Below are 16,871 nucleotides of genomic sequence, written 5' to 3' on the forward strand. Positions count from 1 at the left end.
TGGGTCCGAGCAAATAAAAACTGATCTATTGAAATTTCTGAGGAGAATTCAGGAAACAAAAAAACCGCCTATTTACTCAGACGGTTTTAATTATTTTGATTTTAGCACATACTTATTATCAATCAATTCCGTCTAACAGAGATGATGATGATAATGATGTAATGCTAAAAAAGTTGGTTTCATTGTTTGAATTATGATGCAAATGTAGGATTTATTTTTAAAATGCAAAGTTTTTTTAAATTAATTTTTGATAAAAATTCATCAGCTGCTTTGCAATGGGTTCGTCATTAAACTTCTGAACAAACTCGAAACCCTTTTCCTCACGGCGTTTTCTCTCAGATTCATTTTCCCAGAGAAATTTTAATTTGGCCCGGATATCAAGATCGTTCTCAGGATTCACATACACAGAGTCTTTTCCACCTGCTTCAGGCAGACAACTGGTATTGCTGGTAACGACCACAGTTTTGGAGAAAAGAGCTTCAATAACCGGGATTCCGAAGCCTTCAAAGAAGCTTGGATAGACAAAAATATCTGCCAGTTTATAGAGGCAAGCCAGCTCATCCATAGAAACTCCTTCCAGGAAAAGCACCTGTTTTTCCATTTTATTCTTTTTCAGGAAACTTTCTATTTTCTGGTAATATTTGGTCTTTCTTCCTACGACTACAAGAGGAATTCCTGTACCGTTGACTGCTTTTACAACATTTAAAAGGTTTTTGCGGTCTTCGATAGTTCCAACATTCAACACAAACCTTTCCGGAAGCTTAAATTTCTCTTTGACAGCTTCCATTAATTCCGGAGACTGCTGCTCTTTGAAAGCATGATGACATCCCTGATAAATGACTTCAATCTTTGTCTCAGGAACTTTTAAATACCGGATAATATCTCTTTTGGTCTGTTCTGAAATAGCAATAATTTTGTCAGCGGTGTCAGCCGCTTTTTTGAATTTCCAGAAATGAATCTTTCTATCAAAAAAAGAATAATACTGAGGATATCTTACAAAGATCAGATCATGAATGGTAACGACCTTTTTAATAGGCTTTGGATCCCATTTTAAAGGAAGTTCGCCCGATAATCCATGGAAAATATCTGCTCCCTGTTTTTGGGCATCTTTACCCATTTTTAACTGGCGGGAAAGGTTTCCTTTTGAGGTTTCAATAAATTGAACATTCGGACGTTCCAGAATATCTTTCCCACGCTCCGATTTGTTTTTGTTGAGTAACAGATATTCATTGTCCGGTTCATACTCTGAAAGGATTCTTATAAGATCCCTCGAGTAATTTCCAAGACCGGATGTATTGTGGAAAAACCGTTTTGCATCAAAGGCAATCTTCATCGTTCTATCTGTTTTTGAAATTCCTGAAATGTACCGAATGGATGTCCTTTTTCTTTCAGCCAGCCTACAAAAGAATCAAACCTTTCCACCATATCTTTTCCTGAATTTTTTACCGTAAATCCGGGAAGTTTAAAGGCTTCATCTTTAATTTCTGCAAATTCCCACGGGTGGAAATAAATGTTCAGATACTGATCTTTTTTCAGACAGTCCGAAGCCAGTTTCCTGTAGAAAAATAAAGGAAAATTGTGAAAACTTAACCAGAATAAAGGAATTCTGAAATTAGGAGAAACCGATGCCGGAACCTGCGTTACATTTCCTTCTTTGAAATAGGTTCTGGATACTTTTAAATTATTATATCGTCCCGGCAAAAATGTCGGATTGATGGATGAATTGTAAGAATATCCTGCTTTTTCCACTTCTTTTTCGTCTACAGGCATCATTCTCGGCATTCTTAATCCGGTAACCTTTGTGGAGAATAATTCTTCCAGTCTTTCTCTTGATTCTTTGAGGTGTTTGTCTTCAAATTCTGAATGAAACCAGGTGTGAGAAGCCAGCTCATGGCCTTCCTGTAATAACCTTTCAATAAGATGTCTGCTGTTTTCTGCAAAAACTACGGTGGAAAAAAAAGTAGCTTTAGCATTATGTTTTTTAAGGATATCAAGAATTCTCTCTAATCCTGTCTGTGAAATTGAAATCTGCTTTTCAAAGGGAATTTCACCCTTATATTCTAATGGCATATCAAATTCTTCAATGTCAAAACTCAATAAAACCATTTTAAAAATTTTTGTTTTTAATAATATAATTAGGTCTGTTTTTCACCTGCTTGAATATTTTACCTAAATAAATCCCCATAATTCCGAGGATAATCAGCTGAAGTCCTCCAAAGAAAACAATAGTCATAATCAATGATGCCCATCCCGAAATCTCTGTTTTTGCAATAAATGAATGAATAACGTATGCTCCATATCCAATAACTGAAAGCGCAGAGAATAAAAATCCCAGATATGCAGCCAGATAAAGAGGTTTCACGCTGAAAGCTGTGATTCCCGTAAAGGCAAAAGTAAACATTTTTTTAAGGTTGTAACTGCTTTTCCCTGAGAGTCTTTCTGCTGCAGTAAAGTCGATTCCAGTTTGTTTGAAACCCATCCAACTGGTTAATCCTCTGAGGAACAGATCATCTTCATTGAAGTTTCTCATGACTTCAACAGCGCTTGCATCCAACAGTCTGAAATCTGAGCCGCCACCTTTCGTTAAATTAACATCGGATAAACTTGATAAAAGCTTGTAAAATAGGTCTGATGTTATTCTTTTAAAAAATGAAATCTCTTTGGGATACGTTCTAAAGGTAAAAACTACATCATAGCCTTCTTCCCATTTTTGAATCATTTCAGGAATAAGAGCCGGAGGATGCTGAAGATCTCCATCCATAGAAATGACTGCATTTCCGTGGGCATTGTCTATTCCTGCTTTTACAGCGGGCTGATGTCCAAAATTACGGGAAAATTCGATAAATTTTACTTCATCATATTGACTGGAAAGTTCTTCTAATTTTTGCTGCGTATTATCCCTGCTGCCATCATTCACAAATATGATTTCAAAGTCATAATTGTTCAAACCATCAAAAACTTCTTTAATTTTCTGATGGATCATGGCCACGTTTCCTTCTTCGTTATAAGCGGGAATTACAATTGAAATTTTCTTCATATGTATTAATTCAGGCTGTAATTTTTCTCAAAATCTTTAGTCAGAAGTTCATAAGTTACTCTCAACCAGATTACAATACAAGGTACGGCTTTTAATGAATATTTGATGATATAATTCTCTTTTACAAATTTCGGGAACAGATCCGAAGTGGAGAAACATGTGAAAATAATAACAAAAACCAGTAATCCAATAATGAATGGTGTTCTTTCTTTCTGAAGGAAAAACCAGATCAGCACTCCTACCACCGCAATAATATAGGTTGGAGATTCTGAACTGGAGCTGAACAATACTAAAAACAGTAATGTGGAAGCCAGAATCATCAGTTGGAAAGCATAGTGCTTATATTGCTTAATTCTGATGTATGGCAAAGCAAAAAGCGGTAATCCGCCTGCTAAAAATACAAGATTTGAAATGGATGCATCTCCTAAAATTCTTCTTACAAATCCCATCAAAGAGATGTCCTGCATATTTCCCAGCACCTGATTTTCATTATTCTTCTCTACAATAGACTGAAACCAGTCTGAATAACACTGAATCACAAACTGTGGACTTGAATAGGCCATCGGAAGGACGAAAAACAATAGAGCAATAGCAACTCCTGAAAGAATAAATTTGGTTTTGTTTTTAATAAAGAAAAACTGTGTCAATCCTACAATTCCGTAGATTTTCACGAATATTCCTATTAAAATTGCAGTTACAGATTTTACTTCTTTTCTTTCGTAAATATACACTGCAGACAACAGCAAAAGACCTGTGAGTGCTACATTGAACTGCAGACTTAAAGCAGCAGTAATATATTCCTGAAGACAAAGCAAACCAAAGATTGCTTTTTTGCTGTCTGAAAAGGGCAGTTTATAAATTCCGTAGATAAAGATGAAAGTATTGGCAATATTCCAAAGTGAAATTCCAAGCCAATCCGGCATCATGGCAAATGGAGCAATCAACGCACTGAAAAATACCCCATAATGGTTCAGATCAAAATAAAGATCAGGATAATGGATAAACAGGTTTTTCTGATGAATCGTATTAAAGAATACATTTTTAAAAATCAGATAATTATTAATCGCATAATCTCCTCTCAGGTATTTGGAAATTGCTGTAACAACGGATATAATAAGATAAACCCCAAATATGTATTTAGGGTTTAATAATATTTTAAGAAATTTTTCTTTCAAGATTGTTGTATTAGATTAAAATAGTAATCTTACACCGCTACATTATTATCTCTCAGTGCATCATTCAGAGATGTCTTCTTATCGGTAGATTCTTTTCTCTGACCGATGATCAGTGCACATGGAACCTGATATTCTCCAGCAGGATACTGTTTTGTATAGCTTCCAGGGATTACTACTGAACGTGCAGGAACTCTTCCTTTGATTTCAACAGGAGTATCTCCTGTAACGTCGATAATTTTTGTAGAAGCGGTTAATACTACATTGGCACCCAATACGGCTTCTTTTTCTACGTGAACTCCTTCTACAACGATACATCTTGAACCGATAAAGCAGTCATCTTCAATGATTACCGGAGCAGCCTGTAAAGGTTCCAATACACCCCCAATACCAACACCACCACTCAGGTGAACGTTTTTACCGATCTGTGCACAGCTTCCTACTGTAGCCCAGGTATCTACCATTGTTCCCGAATCTACATAAGCACCAATATTCACATAAGAAGGCATCATAATTACACCCGGAGCAATGTAAGCTCCTTCTCTCGCTACTGCATGTGGTACAACTCTCACCCCTTTTTCAGCATAACCTCTCTTCAAAGGCATTTTATCATGAAATTCAAACGGACCTACTTCAATCGTTTCCATTTTCTGGATCGGAAAATACATTACTACAGCTTTTTTCACCCATTCATTTACCTGCCATCCGTTTTCTGTAGGTTCTGCAGTACGAAGTTCCCCTTTATCAACTAAAGAAATAACTTCTCTGATTGCCTTCTGGCTGTCTTCATTCTGCAATAATTCTCTGTTGTCCCAGATATTTTCAATAGTTTGTTGTAATGACATGTTTCTTATTTAAATTAGTTTGAAAAATTATACTGCCCAAAGATACAAAAAAGTTCAGCAAAACTGTTTTTAACATTGTGTTTTAATAAAAGGTGAACATACGCTTCACGGTCTTTTTATAGGTCTTGTAAATTTCTCCGTGTTCCTTTAGAAGGAACTCTTCTTCAAGCCTGATCTGAATCTGCATTAAAATATTTCCCGTCAGAAGAAAAGCAAAAGCAATTACAGTAGGGAAAGCAAGGAAAAATCCAATAAGACTGATGGTCATTCCCAGAAATATGGGATTTCTTGAAAATCTGAATAATCCGTGAGTTACCAGTTCTGTTTTTGCTGAGTTATCAATTCCAATCCTCCATGAGTTTTTCATTTGTAACTGGGCTATGATCACCCAAATCAATGCAAAAATCATTGATATAATTCCTGTGTACTGAAAAATATCATATTCCAGCACATTGATTTTAAAAGCAGAGAAAATTTCTTTCGGAAAAAATAAAAGTAGCATTGTATAGATAAACAAAGCAAATAAAATCAGCTTAAAATACAATCCCACAAGTCCGTATGCGGAATCATCTTTAGGAAGAACGTCAGGATTTTTTCCAATTTGTTTAGCCACTTTGTAGCTAATGCCAACAAATGAGACCAAAAAGAAAATGATGAAGTAAAAAGGGATAAAAAATCTGATAAAATCTGCCATATGATAATAGTTTTGGGCAAATTTGCTAAGTTTTGTTATGCAATGCTATTGCAATGATTGGGGACTTTATTGGAATTGATGAAATTTGCAATTGTAAGCTTAGAAATTCCTATCCTCCGGAAGTGATGAAAATTCAAAGAATTTTTGACGGGTGGTTTAAAGAAGATGATGATATAAGTTTTGGCTAAAGCCGGTTGATTTCTTTTTTTCGATTAAACGGGCTAAAGCCCATTTCTATTGATAGAATATTTACAAAACTCTTTGAGCATGAAGATAGGCCTTATTCCAGTATTTTTCGTTCAGGGATGAGATGATCACACCTTTTGAGGTAGAAGCATGAATAAATTTCACTTCTCCGTCAGGACCAATATCATGAACAATTCCCACGTGAGATACTCTGCTTCCTCCGGCTGTTGCAAAAAACAACAGATCACCAGGTTTTACGTCTCTTATATCAATATTCTTTCCGGCTTCGGCCTGATCAGAAGATCTTCTGGGAAGATTAAAATCATTTTCTTCAAATACTTTTACCGTAAATCCCGAACAGTCGAATCCTGACGAAGTATTGCCTCCGAATTTATAAGGTGTCCCGATATACTTTTCTGCATCTTTCAGAATATCATTGATTGATCTGGAAACACTACCATTAAATTTGGAATCCAGCTTTCTGAGATTTTCGGTTTTTGCAATGGTTTTCGTATTTGATTTTTTACTTCCTGAAGCACTTTTCGAGGATCCGCAGGATACTACAAAGACTGAAGCTGCTAATACCGCAACAATCTGCTTTATGTTCATTTTTTGTTCAAATAATCCCGTTTCCATACTCTTCTGATTTATAATTAATTAACAAAACATACACAAATATACATTTTATATTTTAATTATAAAATAACTATACTACAACTATATGATAAACATAAGTTAAAATTTTGATTTTCATTATTTATTGGTATATTTGATTTCTATTTTCAAGATATGGCAACCTATGAAAGTGTAATCAAGATCACCGGAGCGGTGGGAGATCTGGTATTTTATACTCTGAATGGCAAAAATGTGGTTCGGAAGAAAAGCGGGTTCAATAAAGCTGCCTTTAAAAAAAATCCTTCGTATGAGAAAGTGAGACAGAACAGTTCTGAATTCGGCCACTGTTCCAGAATGGGGAAAATTATCAGGAAAAGCCTGGAAGTATATATTAAAGAAGCAGGTGATCCCCTCCTCTACCAGAAGTTTGCAAAGGTAATGACGATCATTAAAGATTTAGATACACTTTCTGAAAGAGGAAAAAGAACGGTTGAAAATGGTTTAAAGACTGAAGAAGGAAGAAAAATTCTGAGAGAATTTCAATGGGGTGCAATTAATAATCTTTCTGATGGTGTAACAATGAAAGATCATGTTCTGTATAAAAATGATCATTGTACATCAGACCATGGAGTGATTTTAACTTTAAAACTGGATTCTGAAAATTATAGTATCGAAAGTAGTAAGGAAATAATCCGCTGGAATCAGCAACAAGATAAGTCTTTTAAAAAATACTTTTCCGATAATGATCTTTTGCTCTATTTTGTAACATTAAAGAATGAAAATGACAAGGTTACCCATATAGGATTTGTTTAAATAAAAAAAGTCTGCAGTAGATTCTGCAGACTTTCTTGTTTTATTTCTTTTCTCCTTTCCAGCTTCCTGATATTGCAGGTATTGGAAGTGAGTTGGACCAATTTCCGTTTCCTTTTTTTTCTTTCGTTAACGTTCCTTTGAAATCTCCTTGTGAAGGAAGCCCTACTCTGGCGTTAAGATCTCCTGTCTCACTTAAATTTCCGGTAATACTGTAGTTTTCATTATTCACATCGGAATGCATTGTCCCTACTACTTTGCCGCTCTCATCTACCACAAAATTCCAAACTCCTTTATCTGCTCCTTCATAAGAACCAGACCATGTTCCTACATAATCATAAATAGTATCATCATCAGAGCTGCACCCGATAAATAAAAACGCTGTTAATAAAAGTAAAAAAAGTTTCTTCATAGTTTCAGTAGTTTTATAACATAAAATCCTGTTATTCTCCTGCGCTTTCTTCCTAAAAATCCAGTTACAGAGAATGTTTCTTAATATTTATTATTTTTTTGTTCCGTGCAAATCTACTAATTTTTTTATTCAGATTATCTGAATTTTAATCAGCATCCAATATGTTTATTAAAAAACAACATATTTTGGCTAAAATACAAATATTTTTCAAACAAATACAAGGTCTATAAATTTGACTTATTCTAAAAATATGGTTAAAAAATAATAGTAATGAGCTCAATATTCGTTTATAATTATATTAATATTTGATTTAAAGCTATTTTTATTTCTATTTTAAAGATATTTCTTAACTTAGTGAAAAAATAAACTTTTAAAAATTTACATGAAAACAAAAACACTATTTTTAGCAGCATTTGTTATTTGTAGCAGCTCAAAAGCGCAAGTTGGGATTAATACATCTACTCCGAGCCATACTTTGGATGTAAATGGCCTGGTAAGAGTAAGAGGACTTTCAAATGCTGAAAAAAAAATTGTTGCAGCAGATGCACAGGGAGTTTTAACTCTTATTTCTCCAGAAGAAATTTTTGCGCCAAAGGCTATACTAAACACATCAACCTCTTCCAATGAACAAAGATCCACTGTATACGAAGGAAAATGCTTTCAACCTGGTGACAATGCTTCTTCCTGTACCGTTTCTGTAAACCATTACTCCTCTTGTGCTGGGTTCACCAGTCCTGTAGATACTCAAATTATTGTGGGACAAGGTATCAATACCGGCAACGGACAGTTTCTAGGCACCTGGACTGCCCGATATGTTGATAATAAAGGTTTTACCGGCACAGCTCCTGTTGCTAACCAAACGGCACCTGACTATCCCAGAATCTCATATCCAAGTACCAATACAGCCAACTACCTAGGAAACGGAAACTTTGCTGGTCAATGTAATACAGATCTGGTAACTACTATTAACCAGAGTACCGGAGATATAAAAGTAGAGTCTGTAAAGCGAAGCATGTACGCACACCTTGTATACCTTATTAATATTGCCCGCTCCAGATCTTTATAATAGTTGATATTTGATTTCAAAAAGACAGCCCCAATATTTTCATTGCGGCTGTTTTTATTTTTTTCAAATCCAGTTTATTCGGTTGGAATTCCTGGAGGAAGTAAAAAGAACTATAAAAGGTTAGCCCTAATTAAGGGGCTATTGTTTAATATTGCTTTTTCTTTTCAGAAAATTAAAATCATAGAAGAAAAAATAAATGCATCAAAAAGATCCAATAGAAAACGTTCAACCGAGAGACTAAAAAAAATTGATAATGTCTCCGTTACTATTTTCCGGGGTTTTATGAAATTTTGAAAATCTTCGGGCGCTTCTCTGTTCTGTAATAGTACTATCCCATAGAAGTAATCTTCCCGTATAGAGTTACATGATTGTAATATAATTTCACACAAGAATAGGATTAATTGAGAAGTTATTCAATTGAAAATGGTTACTTTTACTGCGCTGAGCGTATTTCCCCTTTAATTCAATTCAATAAAAACTACAAAATATTTGTAAATATCAATTAAATACTTACTTTTGTACCACTTTAAAATAAAGACGGGGGATTGGCGCAGTTGGCTAGCGCGTTTGACTGGCAGTCAAAAGGTCACGGGTTCGAATCCCGTATTCTCCACAAAAGAGCTGTAACACATTGAATTACAGCTCTTTTTTTATCAAAGTTTGTTTTTTTAAATTCTACAATTCCAATAGTATAAAAAAAGCATAGAGTTTATCTCTTTTAATCCTGTGATCAAGCTTTGTCTGCAAGGGATGAACTTTGAAGAGAAAGAAATGTCTGTAAAGCTGCTTATTGCAGAACCAACAGAAAATTTCGAAAATCATCCCAATGTTACAGATAAAAAATTTCCTGGAAACCCAAGGCAGTCTTATCGTTCTCAGGTGCCTTTGAAAATGACCAGAGAAATCACCCGACTTTAGCAGAAATATTCACTGCTCAGAAAGAAAAATCAAGAGCATCAGCAGAAGGTCTGAAATTGGAATGCATTGCCGCTGTAAAATAGTCACAGAACACCTGATAAACTGCAGAATAAGGATCTGTAGCACGGATTCCAAGCTGTGTATAAGCAGTAAGGATATGATGGGATAATTTGTGGACCAGCTCTACCCCATATTCATGAATCTCGTTTTGTTTATCCTCAGAAATTTCTTTCTGATCATCAAGTATATTTTCTACTTCTCTGGCAATATATAATACTTTATCCAAATTCTTTTCAACAGATTCTGCAAAATTTTTGAAATTGATCCCAGGACGAATACATTCTGCTTCTTCAATAAAATGAGAAGCCATTCCCAGATAATTGACCAATAGCGTCAGATCCGCAAAAACCCGAAAAGGAATACTGTCTAGAATATCATTCGTGAAAAAAGTATCATAAACAAAACTGTAATCTTCGCTTACAATGACATTTTCAATGGTGAACGAATAGGTTCCGCTGGCTTTCATCCCCATAGACTTCCAGTTGGGGATAATCTGAGCCTGCTCCTTTGGAATAATGAATGAGTGAATAGTCTCCTTACCGTCTTTATCCATTATAGGCTTCCCGTTTTCCGTAACCTTGGCATTTAATGTAAAATGGGTCAGATGAGGTGCTCCTGTTGCAAAATTCCATAAACCGTTTATCAAATAGTTGCCGTTATCTTTTTTTTCTGCAGTTCCGCCAATCATTCCGCTTCCGCCAAAGCAGGTTTCAGAATGGGTAAAGAGTAACTGAGCTACTTCTGGTTTGATATTTCTGGAAAAATAATTCGCTCCTGCACAAAGCGTCAGCATCCAGCCGAAACTTCCATCGGTTTCAGCCCAGCCAAATAATGCTTTAAGTCCTTCTTCAAAACGATAGCCGAGTCCTCCATATTTTTTGGGAACCCAGATTTTAAGTAATCCTTCCTCATGAATATATTGTATTACCTCACCAGAAATTAGAGAAGCTCCATGAAGTTCGTGTCTGATCTCTTTACTACTCAGCATTGGCTTTGGATTTAATAATTTTTTGCCATTCTATATATCCGGAAATCGCTACTAAAAATAAAAACGACGTTAAAACAGCATATAGATATAATTCTTTATGAATCATCAAAGGGATGGAAATGATATTACTGACATTCAGTATCACCCAGTTTTCAATTTTTCTTCTTGCCATGAGCCACATTCCTGCCCAGGCAAAAGCACTCACCAGAGAATCCCAAACAGGAACATCCGAATCGGTAAAATAAGTAAGAAAAGACCAGAATAAGATAAACGTTCCCAGAACAATTCCTCCTGTAATCCATTTTTCTGTGGTGGTGGTAATGGAGATTTCCATTTCGGATTTCTGTTTCCCGAATTTCCAGTACAGCCATCCGTACATACTCATAATCAGATAATAAAGATTTAAGGTAAATTCAGCATAAAGCTTTGAAGTAAGCATCACATACAGCGTAAGTAGAATGCCTGCAATTCCGAAAAGATAGTTGTTAACATTGTTTTTACGGGCCAGTAAAACCTGAATGACTGAAAATAAGACTCCAAACCATTCCGGTAAGGTAATTTGTTTTAAAATGTCCTGCATCATATTAATTATTAGAAATCAAATGATGAGATGATAAATAATCAATCCCTACACCGGCATTATCCGGATCAGGTGTGGAAGTATATTCCTGGGTATCATCTCAGCCACTTTTATCTGTAGCACCCCATTGTTGGGGCAAAGGTGCAGTTTTTTTGTGGAAAAAGAAAGGACTTCAGTCTTTTTATTTTGAAATGGAATATCCTAACTCATCCATTACAATAAGTATTTTATTCTTTACAAACTAACCGGAATGTAAGATTAATACGCTCCTTCATAGAGATTACAGACTTAGCAATCCTATGTTCCCAGTTTTCCTGAAGATCTCCTTTCATAATCAATAATGAACCGTGAGGAAGCGGCAGGCTGTATTTACTCGGATGATGGTCTTTTTTTCTGAAATCAAAGTTTCTGGTCTGCCCTAAACTTACTGATGCAATCACAGGACGTTTTCCGTATCTGCTTTCTTTATCTCTGTGCCAGGCAACAGAATCATTATGATCTCTGTAAAGATTCAGCAATACAGAATTGAACTTATAACCGAATGTTTCTTCTATCCTTTCTTTTAAAGAAAACAGTTCAGGGGTCCAGAGGTTATTGTCTACTTCACCATTTCCTGATGGATAATCCGTTTTAGGATCACCATACCAGGCTGTTAAGCGTGGTGTAAGAACCGTTTTATCATACATTTTCTGAGTACGCTGTTTCCAGGGTACTGTTTCAAGCAGATGGTTTTTAAGATCATCCGCTTCATCCTGATTCAGAAAATGCGCTTTGTATTCCAGAAGCTCTTTCGGAAATTCATATAAATCTTCTGAATGGAACAAACTGAGCTGAGTCATTTTTTATTTATTTAAATAAAAGAAAGGCTTATGTTATTTGAGTAAAAAACCTGATACAAATAATATCTGCAAATATATAAATAATGATACAAAATAAATCAAACCCTAAATGTCATTAGAAAAAAATACTTTCTGGTGGACTTTCAGATGAATTGCATCATTATTTTTATTCGTTAAAAACAATACTCTTTTTTGCATAATTCACTTTTATAACAAATTGTAAATTAAAGATCTGAAATAATTAATATGCTCAAAAAAATCAGTAATAATGCATTATACACATACAATAGGAAATCACTTCGTTAAGATTTAATACTTAATTCAAAAATAATTATTCATCTTTGCAGCCTTAAATTCAAAAACGCTAGTTTATTTCATGAGCATTATTTTTAAAAAGCGACTAATTATAGCGCTTGTATTACCTACGGCAGCCTTATATTATGGGCAGAGTACGAAGGATTCTTTAGAGAAATCTAAATCTATTGATGAGGTGATGTTGGTGGGTAGAAACCTTTCCCAAACAGCCAAAGAAAGAAAAACTCCTGTTGCAGTTTCCAATATTAAGGCAGCAGAAATTCAGGAAAAACTGGGAAACAGAGAATTCCCTGAAATTATGAAGTCTACCCCATCCGTTTACGTTACCAAAGTAGGTGGAGGATTCGGAGACAGCAGAATTAACATGAGAGGCTTTGACGGGGCAAATATTGCAGTGATTATCAACGGGCAGCCGGTGAATGACATGCAGGGAGGTACGGTGTATTGGTCAAACTGGACAGGATTGGCTGATATTGCAAGCAATATTCAGATCCAGAGAGGTTTGGGAGCTTCTAAATTTGTTGTTCCTTCTGTAGGAGGAACCATCAATATTGTAACCAAAGCTACGGATTCTGAGCAGAAAGCAATGATTAAAGGAGAAGTTGGTAATGATAACTACTCCAGAATATCTGCAATGTACTCTTCCGGTTTAAAAAACAAATGGGGAACAACCGTATTACTTTCCCGCTGGCAAGGTGACGGATACATCAATGGAACAAAAGGAGAAGGTTACTCATGGTTTTTCTCTACAGGGTTTAAGCCTAATGAAAAGCATGCGTTCAATTTAATCGCTACCGGAGCACCACAGGTACATGATACGAGAAGATCTTCGGCAACCGGAGCAAACGTAGCAACGCTGCAACAGTTTGAAACCTACGGAAGAAGATACAATCCTCAAACAGGAATGCTGAATGGCTCTCAATTCAATTTAGCACCTAACTTCTATCATAAGCCTATTGCATCCCTGAACTGGGACTGGACGATGAATGACAATCTGAAGTTATCTACCGTTCTTTATGGCTCATGGGGACGTGGCGGCGGAGGAACAGGACTTAATGGTTCTATCAAAAATGCAGCCGGACAAACCATGAACTTCATGAATTATGGCGCTGGCGGAGATGGTACCATCAACTGGGATATGATTTATCGTTATAACAGAGGCGGTATGGTAACCGATTATAATGGAAATAACTTCCAGAAATCTACCTTTACAGCACCTGCTGGCTCTCCTGGTGATTATAACGGACAGTATGTATCTACCCTTAACGGAACCAGCGGTATCGTGAGAAAGCAAAGTATCAATGCTCATGACTGGTATGGTGTGATTGCAGATCTTAATTATAAAAAAAATAACTGGACTTTTAACGGAGGTATTGATCTTAAAACATACAAAGGAGCATTATATGATATTGTAACTGACATGTTAGGATCAGATGCATTATTTGTTACTGGTACAGCCAATGCTCCAAAAGGTTACTATATCAATCAAACCGTAAAACCGGAACCGCTTACCAAGCTAAAAGATGCTCAGAAGGTATCTATCCACAACGAAGGTCTGGTAAAATGGGCCGGGATCTATGGAATGGTAGAATACAGCTCTGAAAAACTAAGTGCATCTGTTCAGGGGTCTGTTTCTGAGCAATATTACAAGAGAAGAGACTATATGTTATATACTCCGGGAAATCAGGAGACAAAATGGTATCACAAAACAGGTTATATTGTAAAAGGAGGTGCGAATTATAATATAGATGATCACCATAATGTATTTTTCAATACAGGGGTAATTTCAAGACAGCCGTTATTCAACGCTTTATTCCCTTCAAACCAGAATATTTATAACGATGCAAAGAATGAAAGAATCTTCTCTGTGGAATTAGGATATGGTTTCAAATCGCGTTATATCGATGTGAATATCAACGCTTACAGAACACAGTGGGACGACCGGTTTATTTCCAGAACGTTCAATGCTACGGCAGCAGATGTTGCTAAATTCTCCCAGCTAAGTCTTGGAAATGCTTATTTCTACAATGCACTGAATGTAGGCCAGCTCCACCAGGGAATCGAGCTGGAAGCAAAGGCAAGACCTTTGGCTAACCTTAGACTGAGAGGAATGGTATCATTGGGTAACTGGAAGTATAAAGGAAATGCCAACTTCAACATCCTTGATGTTCAGAACAACCAGGAAATCACAGGAGCTACAGGAACAATCAATATCAAAGACCTGAAGGTTGGAGATGCAGCCCAGACAACAGCAAGCATCGGAGCGGATTACAATATCACCAAAGCTTTCAGCATTGATGCCAACTGGGAATATTATGACAAGCTTTATGCTCAGTTCAACCCGATCAACTTCCTTACTGAAGCCGCAAGAGAAAAAGGAATTGTAAAATTGCCAAGCTACCATTTATTTGATGTAGGAGCTTCTTACAAATTCACACTTGATGCTAAAAAATCTTTAACATTAAGAGCGAATGTATACAACTTATTCAACAAATATTATATTTCTGAATTGAGCTCCAATATTTTTGCAGGTGATAAAATTGCCAATGGTCCGGATGCCGGAAAAACTTACCAGGAAGCTGGCAGAGTATATCAGGGCGTTGCAGACGGCAATACAGGATTCCTTGGTTTTGGAAGAACCTGGTCTGTTGCAGCCACTTTGAGGTTCTAAGCAGCCTTATCTGAATAAAACAAAGAGTTGTAATTGTAATGATTACAACTCTTTTTTATTGTTAAACTTCAGCGGGTTTACTGCTCAACTCCATATCTATCCGATAAGCCAGATGCTCATGCATTTTTTCTACAAAATGGAGTTCAGCGTTCAGGATCTTAGCTGTTGATTTTTCAAAATTGTATTTGATTTTGATGCTGAATTCAAACTGATCAATAGAAAAATATTTCTCCTTTTCATAAAGCTTTTTGATATGGTCTTTCATAAGTTCGTCCTGATTGTTCAGTACGGAATGAAACTCTACAAAAAGGTTGTTGTTTTCTTCTTCAAGCTTTACCAGTTTCAGCTGATAGTTATATTCTACCCCATCAATCAGCCTTGAGTGAATAGCTGACGGACTGAATAGAAAACTGTAATATTCATTAGGAGGAAATATAAGGTTATAAACTTCCGGCAGTAAAAGAATGTATTGCAGATTCTTCTTCAATTCGACATCAAAGTTTTTCAATCCCTTTTCATAATTTGTAATCAACTTATTCTTATCCTTTTCCTCCGGGAAAGTATTGGCCAGCTTACTCTCTTTCCATTCTTCCCAATTTTTCCAAAGATCAGCTTTATTTTCAACGGAAAGGATTTTGCCACTGGTATCCCTTTTCAGCTGAATAGTACGGGAAATATCTGCAAGGGCAATACTTTGCAGCAGAAAAGGTTTCATCACATGATCTTCAGTATCCCCTGTGATTTCCTGTAGTTTTATGGTCGTATTTATATCATGATCTCTTTTTTCCTGTTCAATAATAATATCTGATGAGGTTTTTAAAGAAATTGCAGGGTTTTCTTTACCCATCAGAAATGTATTCTCAACATTCAGAATATACTCCTGTGAAAATTTTTCAAGCCGAAGAAGAGGAATATTTTCCCCGAATAAAAAATTTGAAATACTCATTTCATTAAAATTGTGTCACTGAATGGTTTTTCATCGTTAAAGATCATAATATGATATTCTTTATTATGTTCAAAGGCATATTTTGCCAAACTTTCAACATCTTTTGCCGCCTCTTTTTCTTTTTTTGATGATTTTTTTTCTATTATTAAATCATTAATATTATTCTCTTCATCATAAGCCCACACCTGATCTCCAATTCTGATGTCTTCGATATTTTATTTATTTTTTTTACTTTCCGCTATCATCTGATCTAATAAATCATCAAACTCATTTCTTTCCGGATTGACATCCATATAATTGAGTGTAAAATTTTTTTTCAGATAATCAAGAAGTTCTTCACCAACTAATAGCGACTTTTCTGGGCCAATAATGATATCGTCAAAATCATGCTTTCCAATAATCTTCATCCAGTAAAATTCAGGTAATGATTTATTCAATTGGTAGTTATCGTTGAAGTACTCATCTTTAGTTACGATCATTTCTGAAAACTCAAATCCTGTGAATTTTGTTGTCTGTAATCCGGTTTTGAGCTTTTCAGTAACAATATAACAAGGATGGCATTCCATTAGGTCATCACCTAACCAGTCTTCAAGTTGGATATGTAATTTTATGACTGTTAAAAATGGAGCTTCTTTCTCCAGAAATTCAGTTTTTTCGCCTAGCCCAACAATAACTTCTGGCTGGATTGTTTGATATGTTTTCATATAATTGATATTT

Annotated in this window: 18 protein-coding genes, 1 tRNA gene and 1 riboswitch; of the genes, 5 read left to right on the forward strand and 14 right to left on the reverse strand. The window is 35.6% G+C overall.

Annotated elements, in window-relative coordinates; genetic code table 11:
- Positions 1–235: 235 nt before the first annotated feature.
- The 7 genes from BW946_RS17075 to BW946_RS17105 form a co-directional block, all read right to left on the reverse strand.
- Positions 236–1,333 (reverse strand): glycosyltransferase family 4 protein, encoded by a 1,098-nt coding sequence (locus tag BW946_RS17075; protein WP_076597315.1) that lies wholly within the window; start codon positions 1,331–1,333, stop codon positions 236–238.
- Positions 1,330–2,106, reverse strand: coding sequence for a polysaccharide deacetylase family protein (locus tag BW946_RS17080; protein ID WP_076597316.1), 777 nt, complete (start codon positions 2,104–2,106; stop codon positions 1,330–1,332). Before BW946_RS17080 ends, BW946_RS17075 begins: the two co-directional genes overlap by 4 nt.
- Before the next feature lies 1 nt (position 2,107).
- Positions 2,108–3,037, reverse strand: coding sequence for a glycosyltransferase family 2 protein (locus tag BW946_RS17085; protein WP_076597317.1), 930 nt, complete (start codon positions 3,035–3,037; stop codon positions 2,108–2,110).
- A gap of 5 nt (positions 3,038–3,042) precedes the next feature.
- Positions 3,043–4,212 (reverse strand): glycosyltransferase family 87 protein, encoded by a 1,170-nt coding sequence (locus BW946_RS17090; protein ID WP_076597318.1) that lies wholly within the window; start codon positions 4,210–4,212, stop codon positions 3,043–3,045.
- A 29-nt stretch (positions 4,213–4,241) separates the two neighbouring features.
- Entirely contained in the window at positions 4,242–5,054 is an 813-nt protein-coding gene (locus BW946_RS17095; RefSeq protein ID WP_076597319.1) for a 2,3,4,5-tetrahydropyridine-2,6-dicarboxylate N-succinyltransferase, read from the reverse strand.
- 82 nt (positions 5,055–5,136) lie between these two features.
- Entirely contained in the window at positions 5,137–5,748 is a 612-nt protein-coding gene (locus BW946_RS17100) for a methyltransferase family protein (protein WP_076597320.1), read from the reverse strand.
- A gap of 249 nt (positions 5,749–5,997) precedes the next feature.
- Positions 5,998–6,570, reverse strand: coding sequence for a C40 family peptidase (locus BW946_RS17105; RefSeq protein ID WP_110366093.1), 573 nt, complete (start codon positions 6,568–6,570; stop codon positions 5,998–6,000).
- A gap of 153 nt (positions 6,571–6,723) precedes the next feature.
- Here BW946_RS17105 and BW946_RS17110 point away from each other — a divergent pair, with 153 nt between their 5' ends.
- Positions 6,724–7,362: a hypothetical protein gene (locus BW946_RS17110; RefSeq protein ID WP_076597321.1), complete on the forward strand. Its 639-nt coding sequence runs from the start codon at positions 6,724–6,726 to the stop codon at positions 7,360–7,362.
- A gap of 40 nt (positions 7,363–7,402) precedes the next feature.
- On the opposite strand, the gene BW946_RS17115 is transcribed toward BW946_RS17110, so the two are convergent.
- The gene (locus BW946_RS17115; protein ID WP_076597322.1) at positions 7,403–7,771 is read right to left on the reverse strand and encodes a hypothetical protein; all 369 of its coding nucleotides are present in this window, start codon (positions 7,769–7,771) and stop codon (positions 7,403–7,405) included.
- Between the two features lie 382 nt (positions 7,772–8,153).
- Here BW946_RS17115 and BW946_RS17120 point away from each other — a divergent pair, with 382 nt between their 5' ends.
- From BW946_RS17120 to BW946_RS17135, 3 genes are all read left to right on the forward strand, one after another.
- Positions 8,154–8,837, forward strand: a complete 684-nt coding sequence (locus BW946_RS17120) for a hypothetical protein (protein ID WP_076597323.1) — start codon at positions 8,154–8,156, stop codon at positions 8,835–8,837.
- Positions 8,838–9,376: 539 nt separating this feature from the next.
- Positions 9,377–9,450 (forward strand) — tRNA-Ala (locus BW946_RS17130).
- Positions 9,451–9,539: 89 nt separating this feature from the next.
- The gene (locus tag BW946_RS17135) at positions 9,540–9,755 is read left to right on the forward strand and encodes an NAD(+)--rifampin ADP-ribosyltransferase (RefSeq protein WP_083688907.1); all 216 of its coding nucleotides are present in this window, start codon (positions 9,540–9,542) and stop codon (positions 9,753–9,755) included.
- 16 nt (positions 9,756–9,771) lie between these two features.
- Here BW946_RS17135 and BW946_RS17140 read toward each other — a convergent pair whose 3' ends face one another.
- From BW946_RS17140 to BW946_RS17150, 3 genes are all read right to left on the reverse strand, one after another.
- The gene (locus tag BW946_RS17140) at positions 9,772–10,803 is read right to left on the reverse strand and encodes an acyl-CoA dehydrogenase family protein (RefSeq protein ID WP_076597326.1); all 1,032 of its coding nucleotides are present in this window, start codon (positions 10,801–10,803) and stop codon (positions 9,772–9,774) included.
- The gene (gene pnuC / locus BW946_RS17145) at positions 10,793–11,386 is read right to left on the reverse strand and encodes a nicotinamide riboside transporter PnuC (protein ID WP_076597327.1); all 594 of its coding nucleotides are present in this window, start codon (positions 11,384–11,386) and stop codon (positions 10,793–10,795) included. Before pnuC ends, BW946_RS17140 begins: the two co-directional genes overlap by 11 nt.
- Before the next feature lie 25 nt (positions 11,387–11,411).
- Positions 11,412–11,520: riboswitch (TPP riboswitch) on the reverse strand.
- 90 nt (positions 11,521–11,610) lie between these two features.
- A complete protein-coding gene (locus BW946_RS17150) occupies positions 11,611–12,222 on the reverse strand; it encodes an alpha-ketoglutarate-dependent dioxygenase AlkB family protein (RefSeq protein WP_076597328.1) in 612 nt (203 codons plus the stop codon).
- Between the two features lie 376 nt (positions 12,223–12,598).
- Here BW946_RS17150 and BW946_RS17155 point away from each other — a divergent pair, with 376 nt between their 5' ends.
- Positions 12,599–15,208 carry a TonB-dependent receptor gene (locus BW946_RS17155; RefSeq protein WP_076597329.1) on the forward strand — a complete coding sequence of 870 codons (2,610 nt, stop codon included), beginning with the start codon at positions 12,599–12,601 and terminating at the stop codon, positions 15,206–15,208.
- Positions 15,209–15,269: 61 nt separating this feature from the next.
- On the opposite strand, the gene BW946_RS17160 is transcribed toward BW946_RS17155, so the two are convergent.
- Genes BW946_RS17160 through BW946_RS17170 form a run of 3 tightly spaced genes read right to left on the reverse strand, consistent with a single transcriptional unit; the run spans position 15,270 to position 16,858 of the window.
- On the reverse strand, positions 15,270–16,154 hold the full coding sequence (locus BW946_RS17160) for a hypothetical protein (RefSeq protein ID WP_076597330.1): 885 nt from the start codon (positions 16,152–16,154) through the stop codon (positions 15,270–15,272).
- Entirely contained in the window at positions 16,151–16,339 is a 189-nt protein-coding gene (locus tag BW946_RS17165) for a hypothetical protein (protein WP_076597331.1), read from the reverse strand. Before BW946_RS17165 ends, BW946_RS17160 begins: the two co-directional genes overlap by 4 nt.
- A 30-nt stretch (positions 16,340–16,369) precedes the next feature.
- A complete protein-coding gene (locus BW946_RS17170) occupies positions 16,370–16,858 on the reverse strand; it encodes a hypothetical protein (protein ID WP_076597332.1) in 489 nt (162 codons plus the stop codon).
- Positions 16,859–16,871 lie beyond the last annotated feature (13 nt).

Source organism: Chryseobacterium sp. RU33C (assembly GCF_900156015.1).
In the GTDB taxonomy this organism is placed as follows: domain Bacteria; phylum Bacteroidota; class Bacteroidia; order Flavobacteriales; family Weeksellaceae; genus Chryseobacterium; species Chryseobacterium candidae.

What these genes read in the sequence shown, in the direction of transcription:
- BW946_RS17140 (WP_076597326.1), bottom strand. Translation starts at nt 10,803, where the DNA reads ATGCTGAGTAGTAAAGAGATCAGACACGAACTTCATGGAGCTTCTCTA.
- BW946_RS17085 (WP_076597317.1), bottom strand. Translation starts at nt 3,037, where the DNA reads ATGAAGAAAATTTCAATTGTAATTCCCGCTTATAACGAAGAAGGAAAC.
- BW946_RS17105 (WP_110366093.1), bottom strand. Translation starts at nt 6,570, where the DNA reads ATGGAAACGGGATTATTTGAACAAAAAATGAACATAAAGCAGATTGTT.
- BW946_RS17075 (WP_076597315.1), bottom strand. Translation starts at nt 1,333, where the DNA reads ATGAAGATTGCCTTTGATGCAAAACGGTTTTTCCACAATACATCCGGT.
- BW946_RS17095 (WP_076597319.1), bottom strand. Translation starts at nt 5,054, where the DNA reads ATGTCATTACAACAAACTATTGAAAATATCTGGGACAACAGAGAATTA.
- pnuC (WP_076597327.1), bottom strand. Translation starts at nt 11,386, where the DNA reads ATGATGCAGGACATTTTAAAACAAATTACCTTACCGGAATGGTTTGGA.
- BW946_RS17170 (WP_076597332.1), bottom strand. Translation starts at nt 16,858, where the DNA reads ATGAAAACATATCAAACAATCCAGCCAGAAGTTATTGTTGGGCTAGGC.
- BW946_RS17100 (WP_076597320.1), bottom strand. Translation starts at nt 5,748, where the DNA reads ATGGCAGATTTTATCAGATTTTTTATCCCTTTTTACTTCATCATTTTC.
- BW946_RS17110 (WP_076597321.1), top strand. Translation starts at nt 6,724, where the DNA reads ATGGCAACCTATGAAAGTGTAATCAAGATCACCGGAGCGGTGGGAGAT.
- BW946_RS17115 (WP_076597322.1), bottom strand. Translation starts at nt 7,771, where the DNA reads ATGAAGAAACTTTTTTTACTTTTATTAACAGCGTTTTTATTTATCGGG.
- BW946_RS17155 (WP_076597329.1), top strand. Translation starts at nt 12,599, where the DNA reads ATGAGCATTATTTTTAAAAAGCGACTAATTATAGCGCTTGTATTACCT.
- BW946_RS17080 (WP_076597316.1), bottom strand. Translation starts at nt 2,106, where the DNA reads ATGGTTTTATTGAGTTTTGACATTGAAGAATTTGATATGCCATTAGAA.
- BW946_RS17160 (WP_076597330.1), bottom strand. Translation starts at nt 16,154, where the DNA reads ATGAGTATTTCAAATTTTTTATTCGGGGAAAATATTCCTCTTCTTCGG.
- BW946_RS17120 (WP_076597323.1), top strand. Translation starts at nt 8,154, where the DNA reads ATGAAAACAAAAACACTATTTTTAGCAGCATTTGTTATTTGTAGCAGC.
- BW946_RS17150 (WP_076597328.1), bottom strand. Translation starts at nt 12,222, where the DNA reads ATGACTCAGCTCAGTTTGTTCCATTCAGAAGATTTATATGAATTTCCG.